The organism is Rhodanobacter sp. G2-10 (assembly GCF_055809185.1).
In genome coordinates this window covers 2,600,794-2,622,070 of sequence record NZ_CM147900.1, presented here as the reverse complement: position 1 = coordinate 2,622,070, position 21,277 = coordinate 2,600,794, and the positions used below count along the sequence as shown (strand labels likewise).

The following is a 21,277-nucleotide window of genomic DNA, read 5'->3' as shown; positions in this document are numbered from 1 at the left end:
GCGGCAGGTGTCCGGTCAGGTTCGCTGATCTGCAGCAGGAGGCATGCGTGCGACGAGCGGGCACGGCGCCTTGGCGGCGCGTCACCGGATTATCGACGATGTCGCGCTGTTGGTCGACGAGTCGGTGGTTGGGGTCGCGTCGCGCACGACGCCCAGGCGCGTTGGCGCGCCCGGGCTTGCCCGCGCTGACCGCGGGCAACGTCGACGAAGCCGGTTTACGCCGCCGCCTGGGTCTCGTTGGCCGAGGCGTAGACCTGGTCGGCCCATTGGGTGGCGCTCAGGTACACCGCCGCCATGCGCTGGATGCGCTGGGGTGTGGCGGATTCGCTGGTCATCTTGCCGGCCTCCCAGGTGAGGATCTGCTTCAGCAGGGAGCCGAACGGGCCGCTGTGGTCGGTGAGGGCATCGCTGACCTCGGGGACCAGTCGCAGATGGCTCAGCAGGAAGTCCATCGGGGCGCACATCAAGGTGTCAAGCAGCGAGAACAGACCGACCGTGAACGCCGTCTCGGGACCGCCGTTGGGCATGCCGGTGGCCAGCTTTTCGCACATGTGGGCGCGGATCAGGGCGGCACGCAGCAGTTCGGGCGGCTGGTCGTCCATGCTGCACATGGACATGGTCTCGATCCAGTTGCGCATGCGGGTCACGCCGAAGAAGATCGCGGCCTGCTGCACGGATTTGAGCTGGCGCGGCAGGGCGAAGTAGGCGGAGTTCACGCAGCTGAGCAGTTTGTAGCTGAGTACCGCATCGTCGCGAATGATGTTGCCCAGCTCGACCGGGCCGGGGTTGTCCTGCTGCAGCGCGCCCATCAGGCGCAGCATGCTCATGCGGTTGCCGGTCAGTACCGGCACGGCGACCGGTTGCGGCATCAGCAGGAAGCGACCCTGGACGGCCTGGATCGGCAGTTCGATGCAGCGTTCGTGGGTTTCGTGCTCGTTGACCTGGCCGAGAATCACGCGCAGGCCGCGGGCATGCAGGGACTCGACCCGTTCTTTCAGGGTTTCGGGGCTGAGCGCAGTGGCATCGAGTCGCACCAGTTGCACCATCTGCAACAGCATCTGCATCGAGCGGTCTGCCTCCAGATCGAGGTCGCCTGCTTCAAGCAGCAACTGGCAACCGCGTTCGGCCATCTGCTGCAGCTGCCTCATCAGGCGTTCGTCGTCGGCTACCGAAGGCGGCACCACCACTCCGAGGCGGGGCTGATGCAACAGCACGTCGGAATCCTCCGGCAGCAGTTCCGGCGGCAGGTTCAGGAACGCGCGGTTGCCGCGAACCAGTCGGGTCAACGAGCCGTCGGTGATCGTGGAGAGCACGCTGCGCAGCAGATTCTCGTCGTCGCCGGGTTCGCGGTGGAAGACGATCTCATAGGCGAACAGGTTGCGTTCGCGATCGAGCATCGGCGTACGCAACACCGGCAATGGGGTGCTTGCCTGATTGTGCTGTGCCCCGGCAACGGCGGGTTGGGGCGAGGCGGCGATGGAGGAGGCTTGGAAGTTGCTCATGATCGGTCATCGCGGTCGGCGCGAGGCAAGCCAGCGGCTGCCTCGCTGTCAGTGGGAGAATCGCCTGCGGGGACAGGTGGCGTGGGCGTGAGGGTTCATGTCGAGAATCATGCCGCGGCACGCACTTGCGAACGCAGGCTGCCATGCAGCTCGCCGGAGCGGCCGTAGAGTTCGTTCTCCCCGGGATGGCCGGTGAGCACGGCGAGCGCCTGACGTACCTGGGTCAGACGCTGGCTGACGAAGCTGCCGTTGCGCTGGTTCAGCGCGTGGCACTCGCGCAGCGACTGCACCACCCGCTGCCACTCGGATTCGAGCATGGCGTGCCGGGCGGGCTGTTCGCGGTGCAGCAACCGGCGCTCGGTATCGAGCTGTTCCAGTTGCTGCATGAATGCCTGCTTCTGTGTGCCTGCCTGGTCCAGTGCCTCGGCGTCGGCGCTGTCCAGCGCGCGGCGTTCGGCATCCAGCACCGTGAGCAGTTGGTCGGCGGCGCGCTGCATGTCGTCCAGAACGGACGCAAGCGCATCGTTCAGTTCGTGCTGCAGCGGCTTGTTCATGCCTTGTCCGTGCCGCCGAGCTGCTGGTCCATGGCGAGCATCTTGTCGGCGATGCGGCTGGCATCCACCTTGTAGCTGCCATCGGCCAATGCCTGACGGATCTGTTCCACGCGTTTGGCGTCGACCGGGGCTGTTTCGTTCTGGCGCGCGGCCTCCTGCAGCGCCCGCGCCGAATCGGTCAGCTTGAGCTGATCGCCGTTGCGAGGCGCCGCCACGGAAGCATCTGCCGGTGCAGCCGTGCCCGCCGAGGCGCTGTTGCCCGGGTTGTTGGTGGTCTGCGGAAACTTCGGCAAGCCGTTGTTTGTAATTGTCGTATTCATGGATCCATTCCTGATGGAGTGTGCCCTGTAACTGGATAATCGGCCGCTTTTGCGGAAACTTTAGGGTCGATTCGCCAGGTCGACGAAAAAATGACGGTCATGGCGGATTTCATGGCAAGGCCACCACCACGCCGGGTGCGCTGACCCTGGCGTCCACGACCCGGCCCGAGCTGGCATTGCGTACGCGCAGGCGGGCGCCGTTGTCGCCGCTGCCCAACGCCACGCCGTCAGCGCGGACCTCGATGCCGTCCAGCCTGGCCAGCACTTGCACATGGTCGCCGGCACGCACCATGCGTCTGCCGCCGAGTGTAGCGGGAGTGAGCACGCTGCCGCGCGCCACCGCACGTGACAGCGAGCGGCCGGCGATCTGCTGGAAATTCTCGATGTAGCCATAGCCGAGCCGGGTGACGTCGCGCTCCTCGCTGCGTACGTCCGCGGCACCGATGCCGTCGCCGCGCAGCAGGGCGTGGGTACTCACCAGCACGTTGCGGAAAAGCTTCAGCCGCACCGGGACGCGTACGGTCCAGCCGCCAGCTTGCGGACATTGCACCGGTACGGTCATGCGCGACCTGGCCTGGGCCTGATCGGAAATGATGGCGCGCAGGGGCTGGTCGCATGGCGCCAGCTGCAGCCGCAGGTCCAGCGGCTCGGTGCTGACTTCGATCCGGCTGCCGGGCTGCGCAAAGTGGCTGCGTATCCCCTGTTCGGCCGCGGCGCGCAAGCTCTCCAGGGATTGTGTGTCGGCCGCGCGCACGGGGCCATGCATGCCAAGCCACAGCATCAGGGCCACCCCGGGGGACGCGATGAAAGCGCGAAGACTCATGCGTCGACCAGCAGCGCGCCGAGCTGTGCCAGCAGGGCGTCTCGTCCGGCTTCGAGTTTCTGTGCGACCTCGTTGGCCTGCTCGAGCTGGCCCTCGTTGAGCAGGGCGACGAAGCGGTTGCCCTGCTCGCTCAGTGCCGTGCCGGCCTGGCTGAATGCAGCGGCGTCACCCGAACCATGGCGTGCCAGGGCAAGGCGGTCGACGCTGCGGGTGAGGGTATGCGTGTCGAACCAGCGACGATCCAGTGCGCTGGGCTCGAGCAGGGCCAGTTCCATCGCCTGACGCAGGTTCAGTGCTGCCTCGCGCACGGTCAGGCTGAGGCTGGCCGGATCGTTGCCGCTTTCGCCTTCGAGCCAGTCGAGACCCAGGCGGTGTGCCAGCAGGGCGGCGCGGTGAAGCGATTCGGATTGCCGGCGTGCTTCGGTGCTGCGCCGTTGCAGTGCACCCAGTGCGGCTTGCGTCGCGGTGGCGCGCGCGTGCTGCGTGTCGTGACCTTGTTGCAGGGTGCGGATACGTTCGCTGGCGGTGCGCAGCGTGGCGCTGCCCTTCTCCAGCAGATTGCTGGACTGGCTTACCCCGGCTTGCGCGCGCTCGAGTTGCTGCAAGCCGTGGCTGACATCACCATCCAGCTGCAATGAGAAGTCGCCGATCGAGCCGGTGACGGACTCGATCTCGGTCGTGGTCAGTGCCGTCTTTTCGGCCAGTTGCTTCACCTCGTCGGCGACCACCGCAAAGCCGCGCCCGGCGTCGCCGGCACGTGCAGCCTCGATCGCGGCGTTCAAGGCCACGAGGTTGGTCTGGTGGGCAATTTCCTGCACCGTGCCGGTGAGCTTGCGGATCTGGGCGACCTGTTCGGCCAGTTTGCTCTGGTTTCGGTTCATCACGGTCAGCGCCGTGCGCAACAGCCGCAGCTGGCCATCCAGTTCCTTGACGCCGTCCGTGCCGGCGCTGCCAGCCTGGCTGGCCTGGTCCAGGTCGACACCCACTTGCTGCAATGCCGTCGAGATCCCGGCGCTTCCATCCGTCAATCGATCGACGCTGCTGCGGCTGTCGGTGGCGGCCTTGTCGAGGGCGGTCTGCTCGCGCGACAGTTGTTGTACGGCGCCGAGCACGAGGCTTTGCTGCTCCATGGTCTGCAGCGCCACCGAGGAGGGCGCGCGGCTGGCGACGCGAGCCAGCAGCGGCGCCAGCGCTTGCGCTGCGCGAGGATACTTGCGCCGCAACACGGCGACCTGGGCATCGTTGCCCTTGGCCGCGGCCTCCGCCAGTGCGGCGATATGCTGATTCCAGATCAAACTCATGAGGCGGGCATCATCTTCTAGGTGGACGGATACGGTGGCTGCATCGGCGAAAATCTTCAGGACTTGAGCAAGCAAGTCACGTGCCATGGGGGAGCGGCCGCTTTGCGCGGGGCATGTCGCGAGGGGTGGCGGGCGGAGCCCGCCCTACGGGGTGCGGTCGCACGATTGCGCTACGGCTAAAGCGTGGGGCCATCCGGTCGATAGCCATGCAGACACCGTCGCGCTGGCGACGACGCACCTTGAGGAGGCCGCATGAGCGGCACATTGCTGGAAAAGGTAGAGCGACATACACGGTTGGCCGGGCACAACCGCGTGGCGATGCTGCTGTTCCGGCTGGGCGACGAGCAGTTGTTCGGCATCAACGTGTTCAAGGTGCGTGAGGTATTGCGGCGTCCCCCGATGGAGCGCATGCAGGGCGTGCACGAGTTGATGGCGGGCAGTTGCGACTATCGCGGCCAGACCATTCCGGTGATCGATCTTGCGGCCGCACTGGGCTACGCGCCGCTGCGTGATGTGGCCTCGGCGCACTTGATGGTGACCGAGTTCAGCCGCTCGGTGCAGGGCTTTCTGGTCGCCGACTTGCAGCGGATGGTGCATTGCCAGGGCGAGGCGATGTCCACGCCGGCTTCTTCGCTGGGCTTCGGCGCGCGGGTCAATGCGGTCACGCGTATCGATGGCGTGCTGCTGGCAGTGATCGATGTCGAGCACGTGCTGGCGAGCATAGATTCGGCATCGCCCGAGCTCTCGGGCCAACTGCAACGCGAAGCCTCCACCCGTTCGTTGGCCAATCGCCGGGTGATGGTGGTGGATGACTCGGGCATTGCGCGGCGGCGCGTGGTCAAGATGTTCAAGCAGATGGAGATGGAGTGCGTGGTGGCCGGCGACGGGCGCGAGGCGCTGGAGCGGTTGCTTGAGCTGGCGGAGGGTGATCCGGCCAACGCCATCGAGCTGGTGGTGTCGGATATCGAGATGCCGCGACTGGATGGCTATGCGTTGACCCGCGCCATCCGCGAGACGCCGGCGCTGCGCCGGCTGAAGGTGGTGCTGCACAGTTCGCTCAGTGGTCTGTTCAACGAGGCGATGATCAAGGAGGTCAAGGCAGACCGCTTTGTCGCCAAGTTCCAGCCCGATCTGCTGGCGCAGGCGGTGATGGAGTTGTTGCCCGAGGAATTCACGCCGGCCCCGGCGGCGTCCGCCAGCTGACACACCGGCAACGCGACGCGCAGGCGTCAACAAACCGTCTTTCCGCGCCGGTGGATGCCTGACGCGTAACGCTCCTGTCTGGAAAATCCAGCAGCGGCAACGACTTGCAGTGCGTGGCATGCAACTTGCCTTTCGCTCCGTGCAGCAACTGCACGCGGAGCAACGCAATGATTCCAGCCACCGACAATCTATTTGGCATCCACACCAAGGCGCTCGACGTATGGCAGCGCCGTACCGAGGTGCTGGCCAACAACCTGGCCAATGCCGACACCCCCGGCTATCTGGCGCGCGATGTCGATTTTCGCAAGGCGCTGGCCGCGGCCAGCGGGCAGGTCAACGGCGTTGCGCTGGAGACCGACAACCCCGGCCAGATCAGCGCCGGCGGCCGCTCCGCCGAAACATTGGCCTACCGCGTGCCGACCCAGCCGAGCATGGATGGCAACACCGTCGATGCCCAGGTCGAGCAGGCCGCCTTTGCCGCCAACGGCGTGCATTACCAGGCCAGCCTGTCCTTCATCACCGCGCAAATCCGCATGTTGCGGACTGCCATCAGCGGGAGTTGAGGGCGATGTCACTCTTTTCCGTTTTCAATGTGGCCGGCTCCGGCATGGCCGCGCAGTCGACGCGCCTGAACACCGTGGCCAGCAACCTGGCCAACGCCGACAGCGTCTCCAGCACGGCCGAAGGCGCGTACCGCTCGCGCGAGCCGCTGTTCGCCGCGGTGAAGAATCAGCTCGATGCCGGCAAGAACGATGTCGGCGAAGGCGTGCAGGTGCTCGGCGTCACCGAGAGCCAGGCCGCGATTCCCAGCCGCTACGAGCCGGGCAATCCGTTGGCCAATGCCGATGGCTATGTCTTCGCCAGCAACGTCAACCCGGTCGACGAGCTGGTCAACATGATTTCCGCCTCGCGCTCCTACCAGAACAACGTCGAGGTGATGAACTCGACGCGCCAGCTGATGCAGAAAACGCTGGACCTCGGCAAGTGAGGCCTGAAGCGATGAACAAGCAACACGCACCCATGAGGAACGCGGCATGAGCGACATGGCAATCGGCGGTCCCGCCACCTCCAGCGCGGCCCAGGCGGCCAGCCTGGGCAAGGAAAAAACCCTGAAACAGTCGGACTTTCTGAGTCTGCTGGTGCAGCAGATGCGCAACCAGGATCCGACCAAGCCGGCCGACTCCTCGCAGATGGTCAGCCAGTTGGCGCAGATCAGCCAGGTGTCGGCGACACAGGCGCTGCAGACCTCGTTCGATGCGCTGAGCCAGTCGATGCAGGGCAATCAGCTGTTGCAGGCCAGCAGCATGGTCGGGCGCAGCGTGGTCGTGCCTTCGGCTGCCGGCACCTTGCAGGACGCAGGTCTGGATGGCGCGGTGAACGTGCCCGAAGGCAGCGGCCAGGTGCTGGTGCAGGTCACCGACGGCGATGGCAACGTGCTGCGCACGCTCAATCTGGGTACGCCCGGACAAGGACTGGCGCCGTTCCATTGGGACGGCAAGGGCGAAGACGGTGTCGCGTTGCCCAAGGGCACCTATGGACTGAAGGCACAGATCGGCAATACCGCGGTGACTACCTACGTGACCGGCAAGGTCAACGGCGTGGGCATGACCGGCGCCGATGGCGCCTATCTGGATGTGGACGGTTTTGGTGGGGTCCTGCTGAGTCAGGTCGCGCAGATCAATTGACGGGCCCGTCGGGCTCCAACACACAGGAATCAAGCAGATGGCTTTCAATATCGCACTGAGCGGTCTCAACGCGGCCTCCAAGGACCTCGAGGTCACCGCCAACAACATCGCCAACACCGGCACCACCGGTTTCAAGGGCTCGCGCGCCGAGTTCGCCGAGCTGTTCAACGCCGCCGGTCCCAACCTCAGCTCCAGCCAGACCGGCAGCGGCGTGCGCCTGACCAACGTGGCCCAGCAGTTCAGCGCCGGCAGCGTGGAAACCACCAACAACAGCCTGGATTTCGCGATCAGTGGCGATGGCTTCTTCACCCTGAAAGACGGCAAGGGTTTCTCCTACACCCGCGCCGGAGCTTTTCACAAGGATCCGAACGGCTTTGTCATCAATGCCGCCCATCAGCGCCTGCAGGTGTATCCGCCGACCCCGAACGGCTTTGACAACAGCACCATGGTCGACCTGCAAATGCTCACCTCGCAGAATGCGGCCAAGGCCAGCAGTGTCGTGCAGATGGCGCTGAACCTGCCGTCGGACGCCACGCCCCCTGCGACGGCGTTCAATCCGCTCAGCGACCCGGACAGCTTCAACCAGTCCACCCCGTTCACCGTCTATGACTCGCTCGGCGCCACCCACAACGGCACCGTGTATTTCGTCAAGGACGCGGCAGCCAACACCTGGGGCGCGAACCTTTACATCGACGGCGCATCGGTGGGTGCGGCGCAGCCGCTCACGTTCAACAGCAGCGGTGCGCTGGTGGCTCCGGCCAACGGCAAGCTGAGCTTCCCCGGCGTGGTGGTCAGCCCCGGTTCCGACCCGATGCAGTTGACCCTGGACTTGGGCAAGGCAACCCAGTTCGGCAATACCTACGGCGTGACCGCGATCAACCAGGACGGTTACCCGACCGGCACCCTGGCGAATATCGACGTGTCCAGCGAGGGCATCGTCCAGGCCAAGTATTCCAACGGCCAGACCACGTCGCTGGGACAGCTGGCGATGGCGAAATTCTCCAACGAGCAGGGCCTGCGCCAGCTCGACAACACCAACTGGGCCGCCTCCTACGACTCCGGTACGCCGGTGATGGGCGCAGCCGGCAACGGCACCTTCGGTGCGATCCAGGCCGGCGCGCTGGAAGCCTCCAACACCGCCGACCTCACCGCGCAGCTGGTCAACATGATCAAGGCGCAGCGCAACTACCAGGCCAATGCGCAGGTGATCTCGACCGACAACCAGCTGACCCAGACCATCATCAACATTCGCAATTGAGAAGTGAGCCGCCAGCAGTGAGGAGTGAGAGAACGCGATTTTCTCTCGTTTCTCACTCCTCTCCACTCACTCCTTGAGGATTTTTTCGTGGACAGATCGCTTTACGTAGCCATGACCGGCGCCACGCAGATGATGCGCGAGCAGTCCGAGGTGGCACACAACCTGGCCAACGCCGACACGGTCGGCTTCAAGGCCCAGCTTTCGGCGTTCCAGCCGCTGACGGTGCAGGGGCCGGGCCTGCCCACGCGCGTCAATGGCGTGGCGCATGGCCTGGGCGTGGACATGCGCCAGGGCGGCCAGATCGAAACCGGTCGCGAGCTGGATGTGGCGGTGCAGGGCAGCGGCTGGATCGCGGTGCAGGGCGCCGACGGCAGTGAGGGCTATACGCGCGCCGGCGAACTGCGACTGACCTCCGACGGCTTGCTCACCGACGCCCGCGGCAACCTGGTACTGGGCGAGGGTGGCCCGATCAGCGTGCCGCAAAGCAGCCAGATGAACATCGGTGCCGACGGCACGGTGTCGGTGGTGCCGATGGGGCAGTCGCCGGAAACCATCGCGGCGGTCGGCCGCATCAAGCTGGTGAATCCGCCAACCGACGAGCTGTCGCTGGGCACCGACGGGTTGATGCATCTGAATGACGGCGGCACGGCCAGCGCGGATTCCACGGTCGCCCTCAAATCCGGCGTGCTGGAGTCCAGCAACGTCAATCCTTCGCAGACCCTGGTGCAGATGATCCAGCTGTCGCGGCAGTACGAACTGCAGATCCGCGCGATCCACAGCGCGGACGAGAACGCGCAGTCGGCCTCGCGCCTGCTGCAGATGACCTGATCCAGCACACGCGCACGCCTTTTCACAGAGACATCCAGACGTCCAGACGGAGTCCATCGACATGTTTTCATCCTTGTGGGTAGCCAAGACCGGCCTCGATGCGCAGCAAACGCGCATGGACGTCATCTCCAACAATCTCGCCAACGCCAACACCACCGGCTACAAGAGCGCACGCGCCTCGTTCCAGGACCTGGTCTACCAGAACCTGCGCCAGCCGGGCGGCCAGACCACCGAGCAGACCCAGGCGCCTTCGGGCCTGATGCTGGGCACTGGCGTGCGCGTGGTGGGCAGCGAGAAGCTGTTCACGCAGGGCAATATCGAGCAGACCGGCAACTCGCTGGACGTGGCCGTGCAGGGTCGTGGTTTCCTGCAGGTGACCATGCCCGATGGCACCATCGCCTACACCCGCGACGGTTCCCTGCACATGGACCAGAACGGCCAGATCGTCACGGCCAACGGCTACGCGCTGGACCCCGCGATCAGCGTGCCGGCCAATGCGCAGAGCATCACCATCGGCAGCGACGGCACGGTCAGCGTGAGCTTGCCCGGGCAGGCGGCCACGCAACAGGTCGGCACCGTGCAGTTGGCCGACTTCATCAACCCTGCCGGCCTGCAGCCCAATGGCGACAACCTCTATCTGGAAACCGCATCCAGCGGCTCGCCGCAGATCGGTCAGCCCGGTCTCAATGGCCTGGGCACGCTGGCGCAAGGTGCGCTGGAAAGCTCCAACGTCAACGTCGTCGAGCAGATGGTCAACATGATCGAGACCCAGCGCACCTACGAGATGAATTCGAAGGCGGTATCCGCTGCCGACTCGATGCTGCAGTTCCTCACCAACAAGACCTGAGACGTGCCGTGATGAAGAATCGTTTTCGCATTCCGCTGGTTCTGTGCGCGCTCGCCGTGATGGCCGGCTGCGCCAGCGCACCGCACGCGCGCGACGATGCCCAGTGGGCACCGACGCCGCCACCGATGCAGGCCGCCGCACCGGTGCAGGCCGACGGTTCCATCTACCACGACGCGCAGAATATGGAACTGTTTGCCGATCCGCGCGCCCATCGCGTGGGCGACATCCTCACCGTGGCTCTGGTCGAGAGCACCCAGGCCAGCAAGAAGGCCAGCACCACCACCAGCAAGACCGACAAGGCCGATATCGGCGCGCCGAACTTGCTTGGCAAGGTGATCACCGCCGGCGGTCGAAGCGCCTCATTCGGACTGGACGGCGAGCGGAAGTTCGACGGCAGCGGCTCCAGCAGCCAGAGCAACCAGCTTACCGGTCAGATCACGGTGACGGTGGCGCAGCGCCTCAGCAACGGCAATCTGATGGTGCGCGGCGAAAAGTGGCTGACCATCAACCAGGGGCAGGAACTGGTGCGCATCTCCGGCATCGTGCGCCCGCAGGACATCGGCCAGGACAACGTGGTGCCGTCGACGCGTGTCGCCGACGCACGTATCAGCTACACCGGCCGCGGCAGCCTGGCTGACGCGAACTCGCGCGGTTGGTTGTCGCGCTTCTTCAATTCCAAATGGATGCCCTTTTGATGAAAGCCATGCAAGCCAATTCACGTGGCGCTGCTTGCTACACGGCGCGCCTGCCGCAGGGTGGCGGGCAGAGCCCGCCCTACGGGCACCGCGTAGGGCGGGCTCTGCCCGCCAGCACAGCCACGCACAACGCGAAAATCTTGCTGGTCACGGCGCTGTTGCTCTTGTTCGGGCTGGCCTCTCCCGCCCACGCCGACAAGATCCGCGACCTGGTGCAGGTGCAGGGCGTACGCAGCAACCAGCTGATCGGCTACGGCCTGGTGGTGGGCCTGGATGGCTCGGGTGACCAGACCACGCAGGCACCCTTCACCACGCAAAGCCTGGAAAACATGCTGCAGCAGTTCGGCATCACCGTGCCGCCCAATGCGCGACCGCAGTTGAAGAATGCGGCGGCGGTGATGGTGACGGCGGACCTGCCGGCATTTGCCAAGCCCGGCCAGACCATCGATGTCACGGTGGCCTCGATCGGCAACGCCAAGAGCATTCGCGGTGGCCAGCTGTTGATGGCGCCGTTGCGCGGTGCCGACGGCAACGTCTACGCGGTGGCGCAGGGCAGCGTGGTGATCGGCGGCATCAGCGCGCAGGGCAAGAGCGGCTCCAGCGTGCAGGTGAACATCTCCGCCAGCGGACGGATTCCCAATGGCGCCTCGGTGGAGCGCGTGGTGCCGTCGTCGTTTGCCGCCGGTGGCGACCTGATGCTGAACCTCAATACCGCGGACTTCACCACGGCTACCCGCATCGCTGCGGCGATCAACAAGGCTTACGGCGCAGGGACCGCACAGCCCGTGGATGGCGGCACCGTTTCGGTGCGCGGTCCGCAGGACCCGGCGCAGAAAGTGGCGTGGCTGGGCGATATCCAGAGCCTCGATGTGCAGCCGGGCGATGCGCCCGCGCGGATCGTGGTCAATTCGCGCACCGGAACGGTGGTGATCGGTTCGGACGTGCGGGTCACCGCCGCTGCGGTGGCGCATGGCGCGATCCAGGTGACGATCTCCGAGCAGCCGCAGGTCAGCCAGCCGGCGCCCTTCAGCCAGGGCCAGACCGCGATCGTGCCCAACAGCAGCGTGCAGGTCAGCGAGGAAGGCGCGCACATGTTCAAGTTCGGCCCGGGCGTGAGCCTGGATGCGATCGTGCGTGCGGTGAACCAGGTCGGCGCAACGCCCAGCGACCTGATCTCGATCCTGCAGGCGTTGAAGCAGGCTGGCGCGCTTCATGCAGACCTTGTAGTGATTTGAACAACGCGACGGAATCATGACGCCTCTCAACAGCACATCACCCGCGCTGGATACCTGGACCGAACTGTCCGGATTCCAGCAATTGCGTGCGCAGGCGCGCAGCGATGGTGGCAAGAGCGCGCTGCCGGCGGTGGCGAAGCAGTTCGAGGCGATCTTCACCCAGATGATGCTGAAGTCCATGCGTGACGCGAATGCCAGCATGGGCAGCGACATTGCCGGAAGCGAGCAGGTCAACTCGTATCGCGACATGTTCGACCAGCAGTTGTCGCTGAGCCTGGCCAACGGCAAGAACGGCCTGGGCATTGCGAAGATGCTGGTACGCCAGCTGGGCGGCAAACACGCGCAGGAGCAGGCGGCGCAGGTACCGGCGCAGGACTTCCGCGTCCCCGCCGCCAGCGTCGTCAATGCCAACGTGCGCGCACTGTTGCAGCTGGGTTCGGAGCCGTCGTCGCGCGAGCAGGATGATGGTCTGCTGGCGGGCAACCTCGGCGGCATGCCGTCGACCGCGGCGCCCGGTTCCTCCTGGCAGCACACGCTCGATCGGATGGCCCGCGGCGCGATGGATGTGGCCAGCACCGCGTCCAAGCTGCTGCCCGGCGGTGATCCGGTCAGTTTCGTGCGTGCACTGGCGCCGCACGCCGAAGTCGCGGCGAAGAAGCTCGGCGTATCAGTGCGTGCATTGTTGGCGCAGGCGGCATTGGAAACGGGTTGGGGCAAGCACTTGCCCAGCCATGGCGACGGCAGCAGCAGCTTCAACCTGTTCGGCATCAAGGCCGGCAGCAGCTGGAACGGCGACAAGGTCAACGTATCCACGCTGGAGTATGAACACGGCATGGCGGTACGCAAGCGGGACGCGTTCCGCGCCTACGATTCCCCGTCCGACTCGTTCGCCGACTACGCGCGGCTGATTTCCGAAAGCCCGCGCTACGCGCAGGCGCTGGGCCAGGGCGAGAACATCGCCGCCTTTGCCCGTGGGCTGGTGCATGGTGGCTATGCCACCGACCCGGCCTACGTGGCCAAGATCACCGCGATCGCCAACAGCGCGCAGATGCGCGAGGCGCTCGCCGGCCTGCCCGTCGACGGAGGTGCAGAGTGAGCTTCCTGGTTTTCGCCGACGAACGTGCGATGCAGAGTGGTGCCGCGCTGTTGCCTGGCTCTTCTCTCACTCCTCACTCCTCTCCACTCACTCCTCCCCCGCCCCGGGGTCAAGAAACCGTCACGCCGGTCGATACCGTCACCACACACCGCGCAAACGCGACGGTGAACTCGTTGCCGAGGATGTTCCACCATGGCTGACATGCTTTCGACCGGCGTGTCCGGGCTGCTTGCCTCGCAGATCGGACTGAGCACCGTGGGCCACAACGTGGCCAACGTGAATACCGATGGCTACAGCCGCCAGTTGGTGTCGTTCGGTGCGCGCCTGCCCGAGGGACAGGCCGGATTCTATGTCGGCACCGGCGTCAACACCGTCGCCGTGCAGCGGGCGTACAGCCAATTCCTGAACAGTTCGCTGTGGTCGGCCGCATCGGGCCAAGGGCGGGCCAGCACGATGTCCAGCCTTACCAGTCAGCTCAACAACCAACTCGCAGGCAGTTCCAACCTGCAGACTTCACTGGACAGCTTCTACGGCGCGGTGCAGGACGTGGCCAATGCGCCGTCGGATACCGCATCGCGCGAAGTGCTGCTGGCACGCGCCGGCGGACTGGCCACGACCTTTCGCGCGCTGTCAGGCCAGTTCAGCCAGCTTTCCGGCCAGGTCCAGCAGCAGATCGGCGACACGGTCGATGCGATCAACAGCGACAGCCAGTCGATCGCCAAGTTGAACAAGCTGATCCGGTCGCACTCGTCCACCGACAGCTCGCCGCCTGCCGATCTGCTTGACCAGCGCGACGCGCTGGTCAAGAAACTGGCTGGCGAAGTCGGCGTGACCGTGGTGCCGCAGAACGACCACACCATCAGCATCTTCGTGGGCAACGGGCAGGCGCTGGTCACCGGTGCCGAGGCCCATCCACTGGGTACGGCAAAAAACGTGTACGACGCTACCCGGGTGGAGGTCGTGGGTGCCGGCTCGGGCAGCGTGATCAGTGGCCGCATCGGCGGTGGTGCCCTGGGCGCGCTGCTGGATTTCCGCAGCAACGTGCTCGACCCGGCGCAGACGCAGCTGGGGCGCTCGGCGCAGGCGCTGGCCGGCGCGTTCAATGCACAGCACGAGCAGGGCGTCGACCTGCACGGCGACGTGGGTGGCCCGTTTTTCAATGTGGCCGGACCGGTGGTGCAGGGTGCCTCGACCAATACCGGTAGCGGCACGCTGGATGCCAGCATCGGCGACCTCGGCGCGTTGACCGGCAAGGACTATCTGCTGAGTTATGACGGCAGCAACTGGAGCATGCGCGACACCCATGGCGCGGCGGTGGCTCTCAGCGGCAGTGGTACCGCGGCTGATCCGTTCACGGCCGCCGGGCTGAGCCTGGTGGTGGGCGGCAGCGCCAGTGCAGGCGACAGTTTCCGCGTGCAGCCCAGTCGCGCCGCCGCAGGCAGTTTCACGGTCGCGATCGACGACCCCGACAAGGTGGCCGCCGCCGCGCCGTTCGCGGTCAGCGCGGGCAGTGGCAACGCCGGCACGGCCTCGCCCAGCGTCAGCATCAGCGATGGCAGCAATGCCAACCTGATGAATCCAAGCTCGATCGTGTTCACTTCACCCACCAGCTACAGCGTCGACGGCGGGGCCGCGCAAACCTTCACGCCCGGTCAGCCGATCGTGCACAACGGCTGGAGCATGCAGCTGAGCGGTGCGCCCCAGGCCGGCGACAGCTTCAGCCTAAAGGCCAACAGCAATGCGCAGGGTGACAACAGCAATGCGCTGATGCTGGGCAAGGTTGCCAATCTTGGCGTGCTCGACGGTGGCGTCACCAGCACCGGTCGCGCCTACAGCCAGCTGGTCAGCCAGGTCGGCAGCGCCGGCGCGCTGGCCAAGGACGACCTGACCACGCAAGCCGCGGTCTACAGCCAGGCGATGAGTTCCCAGCAAAGCGTCTCCGGCGTGAACCTGGACGAGGAGGCGGCCAACCTGGTGCGTTACCAGCAGGCCTACCAGGCCTCGGCGCAGGTCATCAGCACTGCCAACAGCATATTCAGCGCCTTGCTCGGCGCGGTGCGGAGTTAAGTCATGCGAGTTTCCACCAGCTGGATGCAGCAGCAGTCCGTCGGCAACATGATGAACCGGCAGGGCGACCTGTCCGACCTCAACACACAGCTCAGCACGGGCAAGCGGATCAACCAGCCGTCCGACGATCCGGTCGGCGCGGCGCGTGCGCTGGACATGTCGCACCTGATCGCCGATTCCGCGCAATACCAGCGCAATATCACCTCAGCCAACTCACGGCTGGGCCTGGAAGACCAGACCCTGTCCAACACCAGCAATGTGCTGGGGCGCGTGCGCACCTTGTTGCTGCAGGCGGCCAATGGCAGTCAGACCGACGAAACCCGTGGCGACATCGCTTCGGAGATGGTGCAGTTGCGCGAGCAACTGCTGGGCCAGGCGAACAGCACCGACGGCCAGGGCGAATACATTTTTGCGGGCAATCGCACCGGCACCCAGCCGTTCGTGTCGCAGGGCAGCGTCAGCTATTTCGGTGACTCAGGCCAGCGCATGGTGGCGGCCGGCCCCGGTTTGCAGGTGGCCACCGGCGATCCCGGCAGCGCCGTGTTCGTGAATGTTCCGACCGGCAACGGCACGTTCGCCGTGAGCGCCAGCGCCGGCAATTCCGGCAAGGCCGTGGCCGGCGCCAGCAGCGTCACCGATCCCTCGGCGAATCCGTCGGCATGGGATGGCGGCAGCTACAGCATCGTGTTCACTGCCGCCAATGCCTATGAAGTGCGCGATGGTGGCGGCGCCATCCTGGAAAGTGGCAGCTACGACCCGGACAAGGGTGGCAGCATCACCTTCCGCGGCGCACAGGTCGCCTTCAACGGTGCGCCGGACGCGGGCGACACGTTTGCATTGGGCGCTTCCGGCAAGCAGGACATCTTCACCACGCTGGACAACATCATCGGCACGCTGCGCACGCCCAACGGCGGTGGAGCGCAGATGCAGAACGACATCAACACCGAGTTCGCGAATCTCGACCAGGCGATCGACACGATCACCCGAACGCGGGGCAAGGTCGGCGCGCGCATGAATGCGCTCGACCAGCAAGGCGCACTCAATGATGACCTCACCCTGCAATACAAGACGTCGCTGTCGAACGTGCAGGATCTGAACTACTACGACGCCATCAGCCAGCTCGGTGCGCAGACCACGGCACTGCAGGCGGCGCAGCAGACGTTCACGAAAGTGCAGGGTTCAAAATTGTTCGATTATTTACGTTGACAAGGCTCAAGTTTTGGTGTGACGGGTCGAAACAGTCCACAAGGCGGATGCATTCAATGGTGAATCCCCGCCGGATTGTCTGAGCCGACCATTGTCGGCATACCAACTCGATTCGGAGAATTCCCATGGTCATGAGTGTCAACACCAACATCAGCTCGCTGAATGCCCAGAAGAACCTGGCTGCCACGCAGAGCAAGCTCGCCACTGCCATCGAGCGCCTGTCCTCGGGCATGCGCATCAACAGCGCGAAAGACGACGCCGCCGGCCTCGCCATTTCCACCCGCTTCACCACCCAGATCAACGGCCTGAACCAGGCGGTCAGCAATGCCAACGACGGCATCTCGCTGGCGCAGACCACCGAGTCGGCGCTGAACGAGGTGACCAACAACATGCAGCGTATCCGTACGCTGGCCGTGCAGTCCGCCAACGCCACCAACTCCGACAGCGATCGCGCTGCGCTCGATGCCGAAGTTCAGCAGCGTCTGGCCGAGATCACCCGTATCTCGCAGCAGACCACCTTCAACGGCCGCCACGTGCTGGACGGCAGCTTCGGCAGCGCCGCGTTCCAGATCGGCGCCAATGTCGGCGAGACGATTTCGGTGAACCTGAGCCAGGGTGCTGGTGCTTCCCAGATCGGCCAGATGGCTTCTTCGGCCTCGGGTGATGTCAGCAGCTTGTTCCAGTCCGGCGGTAGCGCGGCAACTGCGGCTTCCTACACCTCTGGCACGATCACCGCCGGCGACTACAGTTCCAGTAACAAGACTTTCACCGTCGACGGCAACAGCGTCACCCTGTCAGCGGACTACACCTCCAGTGGCACGAGTGCCATGGCGACCGATATCGGCACGGCATTGGGCGCCAGCTACAACGTCACCGAGGCTGCCGGCAAGATCACCATCGCCAAGGCTGCTGCCGGTGCTGGTGCAGCGCCGACCATCGGTGGTACGGATGCAGCACTGCTTACCGCAGGCGGTACGGCCACGGCGGGTGCGGATTCGGTTGCGGGTACTCCGTCTAACCTGGTCCTGAGCAGCGGCGATCTGACCATCGGTGGCACCGACATGGCGGGCAGCTACAAGGATGCCCAGAGCCTGGTCGACGCCATCAACGGCAAGGGTATCGCCGGGGTTTCCGCCTACTACGACAGCACCAGCAAGAATGTGCACCTGAACTCGCAGACGGATCTGACCGTGGCCGGCACCAAGTCCGGTTCCGGCGCGGGCAACCTGAACTTCAGCGGTGCCGGTTCGGCCATCACGGCGGGTGGCGACCTTGCCTCCAGCAACGTGAAGACCGTCAATGGTGCCAACGACACCATCAGCCGCATCGATGCAGCGTTGGGCACCATCAGCTCCATGCGCAGCGACCTGGGCGCGGTGCAGAACCGCTTCACCTCGACCATCGCCAACCTGCAGACCATCTCGCAGAACCTGTCTGCCTCGCGCAGCCAGATCCAGGACGCGGATTTCGCTCAGGAAACGGCGAACATGTCCAGCGCCAACATCCTGCAACAGGCCGGTGTCTCGGTGCTGGCGCAGGCCAACGCCTCCACGCAGAGCGTGCTGAAGCTCCTGCAGTAACTGCTTGACCCCGAGGTGGCCGCGGAAAATCGCGGCCACCCCCCCATTTCAAGGAACCGCGCTCATGCCAATCACTGTCGGCTCAACTGCACCCACCACGGGTTTGCTGACATCCATGGGCGTGGGTTCCGGACTCGATGTGGCAACGCTGGTGGACAAGCTGGTGGCCGCCAAGAAGGCGCCGCAGCAGAACCAGATCACCAACCAGGCCGCATCGGCCAATACCCAGCTCTCCGCCCTGGGCCAGGTCAGCGCGGCCTTGTCGGCCTTGCAGTCGGCCATGGCCTCGATAACCGACGGCAGTGCCTTCAGTGCGCGCCAGGTCACCTCGGGCGATGCGGATGTGTTGGGCGCCAGCGCAAACGGCAGCCCGGTCAGCGGCAGCTATACGATCGACGTCAGCCGGCTGGCCACCTCGCTCAAGGCTTCCTCCCATGCGTTTGCCGACAGCAGCGCCAAGGTCGGCACCGGCACGCTCACCATCGCGGTGGATGGCCAGTCGATGGCTCTGGAGCTCGACGACAGCAACAACTCGCTGGCCCAGGTGCGCGACGCCATCAACAAGGCCAGCGACAACCCGGGCGTCAGCGCCACCATCGTCAACGGCACCGATGGTGCCCACCTGGTGCTGAGCGGTACTCGTACCGGCGCTGCCAACGGTTTCGTCGTGAGCAGCACGGGCGGTGACGGCGGCCTCGCTGCGTTGAATTACGACGCCGCTGCCGGCAGCGGCAACGCGTTGAACGTGATCACGTCGGCGCAGGATGCGCAGTACACGATCGATGGCCTGGCCGGCAACAGCGCCGGCAACAGTGTCAGCAACGCCATCGACGGGCTCACCCTCAACCTCAACAAGATCGGCGAAAGCACGGTCACGGTCGCCAATGACGGCAGCAAGGCGACCAGCGCGTTGACCAACCTGGTCAACACCTACAACAGTTTCGTGGGGATCTACCAGAACCTTACCAAGTACGACGCCACCAGCGGCACGGCAGGCGCCATGATCGGCGACGCCACCCTCAATGGCATCAACAGCACGCTTTCACGGCTGGTTGGCGGCACGGCCAACGGCAGCAGCCTGTCCTCGTTGGGCATTTCGCTGCAGGTCGACGGCACGCTCAAGCTGGACAACGACAAGCTCAAGACGGCGCTGGCCGATGGCGGCAAGCAGGCGGCCAGTCTTTTCGGCGGGCCCGATGGCTTTGCCAGCAAATTGAATACTCAGCTCGACCAGTGGGTTGGCAGCAACGGCGTGCTGGCCAGTCGCACCGACAGCATCAGCCAGCAACTGACGGATCTGAAGGCCCAGCAATCCACGCTGGACACCCGGATGCAGGACCTCACCGCGCGCTACCAGGCCCAGTTCACCGCGCTGGACACGCTGATGAGCAAGCTCAACAGCACCAGCAGCTACCTGCAGCAGCAGTTCGACGCGCTGACCAACAGCAACAAGAAATAGTCCGCAAGACTCCGGACGGGAGACGATCATGGGTTTCGGTTACGGCGCAGGCGCCTATCAGCAAGTTCGTTCACACGGTGGCGTGGAGTCGGCCAGTCCGCATGGCCTGATCACCTTGCTCATGGATGGCGCGCTCGAGCGCCTGGTGAAGGCGCGAGCACACATGGTGCGCGGTGAAGTGGCTGCCAAGGGCGAGACCATCAGCAAGTGCATAGAGATCATCGGCGGGCTGCGTGACGGACTGGATCCGAAAGTGGAGCCGGCGATGGTCGAGCGCCTGGACTCGCTTTACGAGTACATGAGCCGGCGCCTGCTGCAGGCCAATATGCAGGATGACGCCACCATCATCGACGAAGTCAGCAAGCTGCTGCAGCAAGTGCGCGACAGCTGGGTGCAGATCGCGCCGGCCGCGGCCAGCCGTGCCGTGGGAGCGTGAGCATCGACATGTCCATTTGTGTCGACGACCCGCCGTTGACCCAAGCGCTGGCCATCACCCGCGCGATGCTGGCGGCAGCCAAGGTCGCCGATTGGGACGAGTTGCAGCAGCTGGAACAGGTCCGCGAGCCGCTGGTACGCCGCGAGCATCCCACCGACGTGATCAGCCGCGCCCAGATCGAACAGATCCTGGCCTACGATCGCCAGTTGCAGGCCTTGCTTGGCAACGCCCGCAATGAAGTGGCCCGTTCGTGGCAGGGCGAGCACGCCCGTTTCCAGGCCATCGCCGCCTACGCCCGACCCTGAAACCCCGGTCGCTGCCATACGGCTCCATGCGGGAGCAGGGCAAGCCGGCACCTGATGTGCCATGCAGGGCCTCATATCGAAGTACGATGGCGTGCATCGGCCGACTGAGGGGAGCGCTGCGATGGGTAACGCCAGATGGGATGAATTCGAGCAGCGGGTGAGCGTGGAGGAACTGCTCCACCTGACGGTCGAACCGATATCGTGGCCGATGCCGCGGGCGCGGACGATGGCCCTGACCGAGAAGAACAGCAATGCCCTGGCCGCGATCGCCGCACTCGAGGAGCGCCGCGTGGAAGCGGCCGAGGACGACAATCCGCTGGTGCAGGAAATTCGCCGGATGGATGCCAAACTCACCGCCCTGGTGGATATCCTCAATCAACTCCTGACTCCGACCGAGAGTCTGCCGGGGCTGCGTCTGGTTCGCTTCAACGCGCGTGGCGCGGTGATACCGACGGAGCTGGTGCCGGCCAGTGAGGCGATGCTTTTGAGCCTGCGTTTCGATCATTGCCGCAGTTTGTCGCTGGAGCTTCCGGCTCGGATCGAGCGTCAACTGGAGGATGGTCGAACCTTCGTGGCGTTCCTCACGCCGAACGATGCCCAAAGTGACGCAATTGAGCGACTAGTTTTTCGCCATCACCGACGTAAAGTGGCAGAGTCGCGCCAGTTGCCCGAGTGAGTCGGCCAACTTCCATGTGCGCGGGCGTGACATGGATCAAGCATGCGCGTGACGCAGTTCGCAAAATTGGATGCACATGTGTAGGGATTCCCCTGCATGGCACGGCATGCCAACCGCGCGGCAGCGCGCGGGTTCCCTGCAAGTTTCCGCGCACGTAAATTCTCCATCCGTTTGGCATCAGTCATTTACGCGGCACAACTA

The 21,277-nt window shown here is 65.1% G+C and carries 22 protein-coding genes; 17 read left to right on the top strand and 5 right to left on the bottom strand.

The window, feature by feature from the left end:
* Positions 1-215 precede the first annotated feature (215 nt).
* The 5 genes from AC0L58_RS11995 to AC0L58_RS11975 form a co-directional block, all read right to left on the bottom strand.
* On the bottom strand, positions 216-1,502 hold the full coding sequence (locus AC0L58_RS11995; protein WP_473683672.1) for an EAL and HDOD domain-containing protein: 1,287 nt from the start codon (positions 1,500-1,502) through the stop codon (positions 216-218).
* Between the two features lie 107 nt (positions 1,503-1,609).
* Positions 1,610-2,056, bottom strand: coding sequence for a flagella synthesis protein FlgN (locus AC0L58_RS11990; RefSeq protein WP_473683670.1), 447 nt, complete (start codon positions 2,054-2,056; stop codon positions 1,610-1,612).
* Entirely contained in the window at positions 2,053-2,376 is a 324-nt protein-coding gene (flgM, locus tag AC0L58_RS11985) for a flagellar biosynthesis anti-sigma factor FlgM (protein WP_473683668.1), read from the bottom strand. The genes AC0L58_RS11990 and flgM overlap by 4 nt, the downstream gene beginning before the upstream one ends.
* 109 nt (positions 2,377-2,485) lie before the next feature.
* Positions 2,486-3,199 carry a flagellar basal body P-ring formation chaperone FlgA gene (gene flgA, locus AC0L58_RS11980; RefSeq protein ID WP_473683666.1) on the bottom strand — a complete coding sequence of 238 codons (714 nt, stop codon included), beginning with the start codon at positions 3,197-3,199 and terminating at the stop codon, positions 2,486-2,488.
* Positions 3,196-4,500 carry a methyl-accepting chemotaxis protein gene (locus AC0L58_RS11975; protein WP_473683664.1) on the bottom strand — a complete coding sequence of 435 codons (1,305 nt, stop codon included), beginning with the start codon at positions 4,498-4,500 and terminating at the stop codon, positions 3,196-3,198. The genes flgA and AC0L58_RS11975 overlap by 4 nt, the downstream gene beginning before the upstream one ends.
* Before the next feature lie 252 nt (positions 4,501-4,752).
* On the opposite strand from AC0L58_RS11975, the gene AC0L58_RS11970 reads away from it, so the two are divergent.
* From AC0L58_RS11970 to AC0L58_RS11890, 17 genes are all read left to right on the top strand, one after another.
* Positions 4,753-5,703 (top strand): chemotaxis protein, encoded by a 951-nt coding sequence (locus tag AC0L58_RS11970; protein ID WP_473683662.1) that lies wholly within the window; start codon positions 4,753-4,755, stop codon positions 5,701-5,703.
* A 167-nt stretch (positions 5,704-5,870) separates the two neighbouring features.
* Complete coding sequence (gene flgB / locus AC0L58_RS11965; protein WP_473683660.1) at positions 5,871-6,266, top strand: flagellar basal body rod protein FlgB; 396 nt, start codon at positions 5,871-5,873, stop codon at positions 6,264-6,266.
* 5 nt (positions 6,267-6,271) lie between these two features.
* Positions 6,272-6,691 (top strand): flagellar basal body rod protein FlgC, encoded by a 420-nt coding sequence (flgC, locus tag AC0L58_RS11960; RefSeq protein ID WP_473683658.1) that lies wholly within the window; start codon positions 6,272-6,274, stop codon positions 6,689-6,691.
* 46 nt (positions 6,692-6,737) lie between these two features.
* A complete protein-coding gene (locus AC0L58_RS11955; RefSeq protein ID WP_473683656.1) occupies positions 6,738-7,388 on the top strand; it encodes a flagellar hook assembly protein FlgD in 651 nt (216 codons plus the stop codon).
* 37 nt (positions 7,389-7,425) lie between these two features.
* Positions 7,426-8,646 (top strand): flagellar hook protein FlgE, encoded by a 1,221-nt coding sequence (gene flgE / locus AC0L58_RS11950; protein ID WP_473683654.1) that lies wholly within the window; start codon positions 7,426-7,428, stop codon positions 8,644-8,646.
* Positions 8,647-8,733: 87 nt separating this feature from the next.
* Positions 8,734-9,474, top strand: coding sequence for a flagellar basal-body rod protein FlgF (flgF, locus tag AC0L58_RS11945; protein ID WP_473683652.1), 741 nt, complete (start codon positions 8,734-8,736; stop codon positions 9,472-9,474).
* Positions 9,475-9,535: 61 nt separating this feature from the next.
* Positions 9,536-10,321, top strand: coding sequence for a flagellar basal-body rod protein FlgG (gene flgG / locus AC0L58_RS11940; RefSeq protein ID WP_473683650.1), 786 nt, complete (start codon positions 9,536-9,538; stop codon positions 10,319-10,321).
* 11 nt (positions 10,322-10,332) lie between these two features.
* Entirely contained in the window at positions 10,333-11,016 is a 684-nt protein-coding gene (flgH, locus tag AC0L58_RS11935; RefSeq protein WP_473683648.1) for a flagellar basal body L-ring protein FlgH, read from the top strand.
* Between the two features lie 143 nt (positions 11,017-11,159).
* Positions 11,160-12,251 (top strand): flagellar basal body P-ring protein FlgI, encoded by a 1,092-nt coding sequence (locus AC0L58_RS11930; protein ID WP_473688715.1) that lies wholly within the window; start codon positions 11,160-11,162, stop codon positions 12,249-12,251.
* A gap of 16 nt (positions 12,252-12,267) precedes the next feature.
* A complete protein-coding gene (gene flgJ, locus AC0L58_RS11925; RefSeq protein WP_473683646.1) occupies positions 12,268-13,347 on the top strand; it encodes a flagellar assembly peptidoglycan hydrolase FlgJ in 1,080 nt (359 codons plus the stop codon).
* 192 nt (positions 13,348-13,539) lie between these two features.
* Positions 13,540-15,414, top strand: a complete 1,875-nt coding sequence (gene flgK / locus AC0L58_RS11920) for a flagellar hook-associated protein FlgK (protein ID WP_473683644.1) — start codon at positions 13,540-13,542, stop codon at positions 15,412-15,414.
* Between the two features lie 3 nt (positions 15,415-15,417).
* Positions 15,418-16,620: a flagellar hook-associated protein FlgL gene (flgL, locus tag AC0L58_RS11915; RefSeq protein ID WP_473683642.1), complete on the top strand. Its 1,203-nt coding sequence runs from the start codon at positions 15,418-15,420 to the stop codon at positions 16,618-16,620.
* 125 nt (positions 16,621-16,745) lie between these two features.
* Positions 16,746-18,200, top strand: a complete 1,455-nt coding sequence (locus AC0L58_RS11910) for a flagellin N-terminal helical domain-containing protein (RefSeq protein WP_473683640.1) — start codon at positions 16,746-16,748, stop codon at positions 18,198-18,200.
* A 64-nt stretch (positions 18,201-18,264) separates the two neighbouring features.
* Complete coding sequence (gene fliD / locus AC0L58_RS11905) at positions 18,265-19,659, top strand: flagellar filament capping protein FliD (RefSeq protein ID WP_473683638.1); 1,395 nt, start codon at positions 18,265-18,267, stop codon at positions 19,657-19,659.
* Between the two features lie 28 nt (positions 19,660-19,687).
* Entirely contained in the window at positions 19,688-20,095 is a 408-nt protein-coding gene (gene fliS / locus AC0L58_RS11900; RefSeq protein WP_473683636.1) for a flagellar export chaperone FliS, read from the top strand.
* Between the two features lie 8 nt (positions 20,096-20,103).
* On the top strand, positions 20,104-20,400 hold the full coding sequence (locus AC0L58_RS11895) for a flagellar protein FliT (RefSeq protein ID WP_473683634.1): 297 nt from the start codon (positions 20,104-20,106) through the stop codon (positions 20,398-20,400).
* Between the two features lie 61 nt (positions 20,401-20,461).
* Positions 20,462-21,076 carry a PilZ domain-containing protein gene (locus AC0L58_RS11890; RefSeq protein ID WP_473683632.1) on the top strand — a complete coding sequence of 205 codons (615 nt, stop codon included), beginning with the start codon at positions 20,462-20,464 and terminating at the stop codon, positions 21,074-21,076.
* Positions 21,077-21,277: the final 201 nt, after the last annotated feature.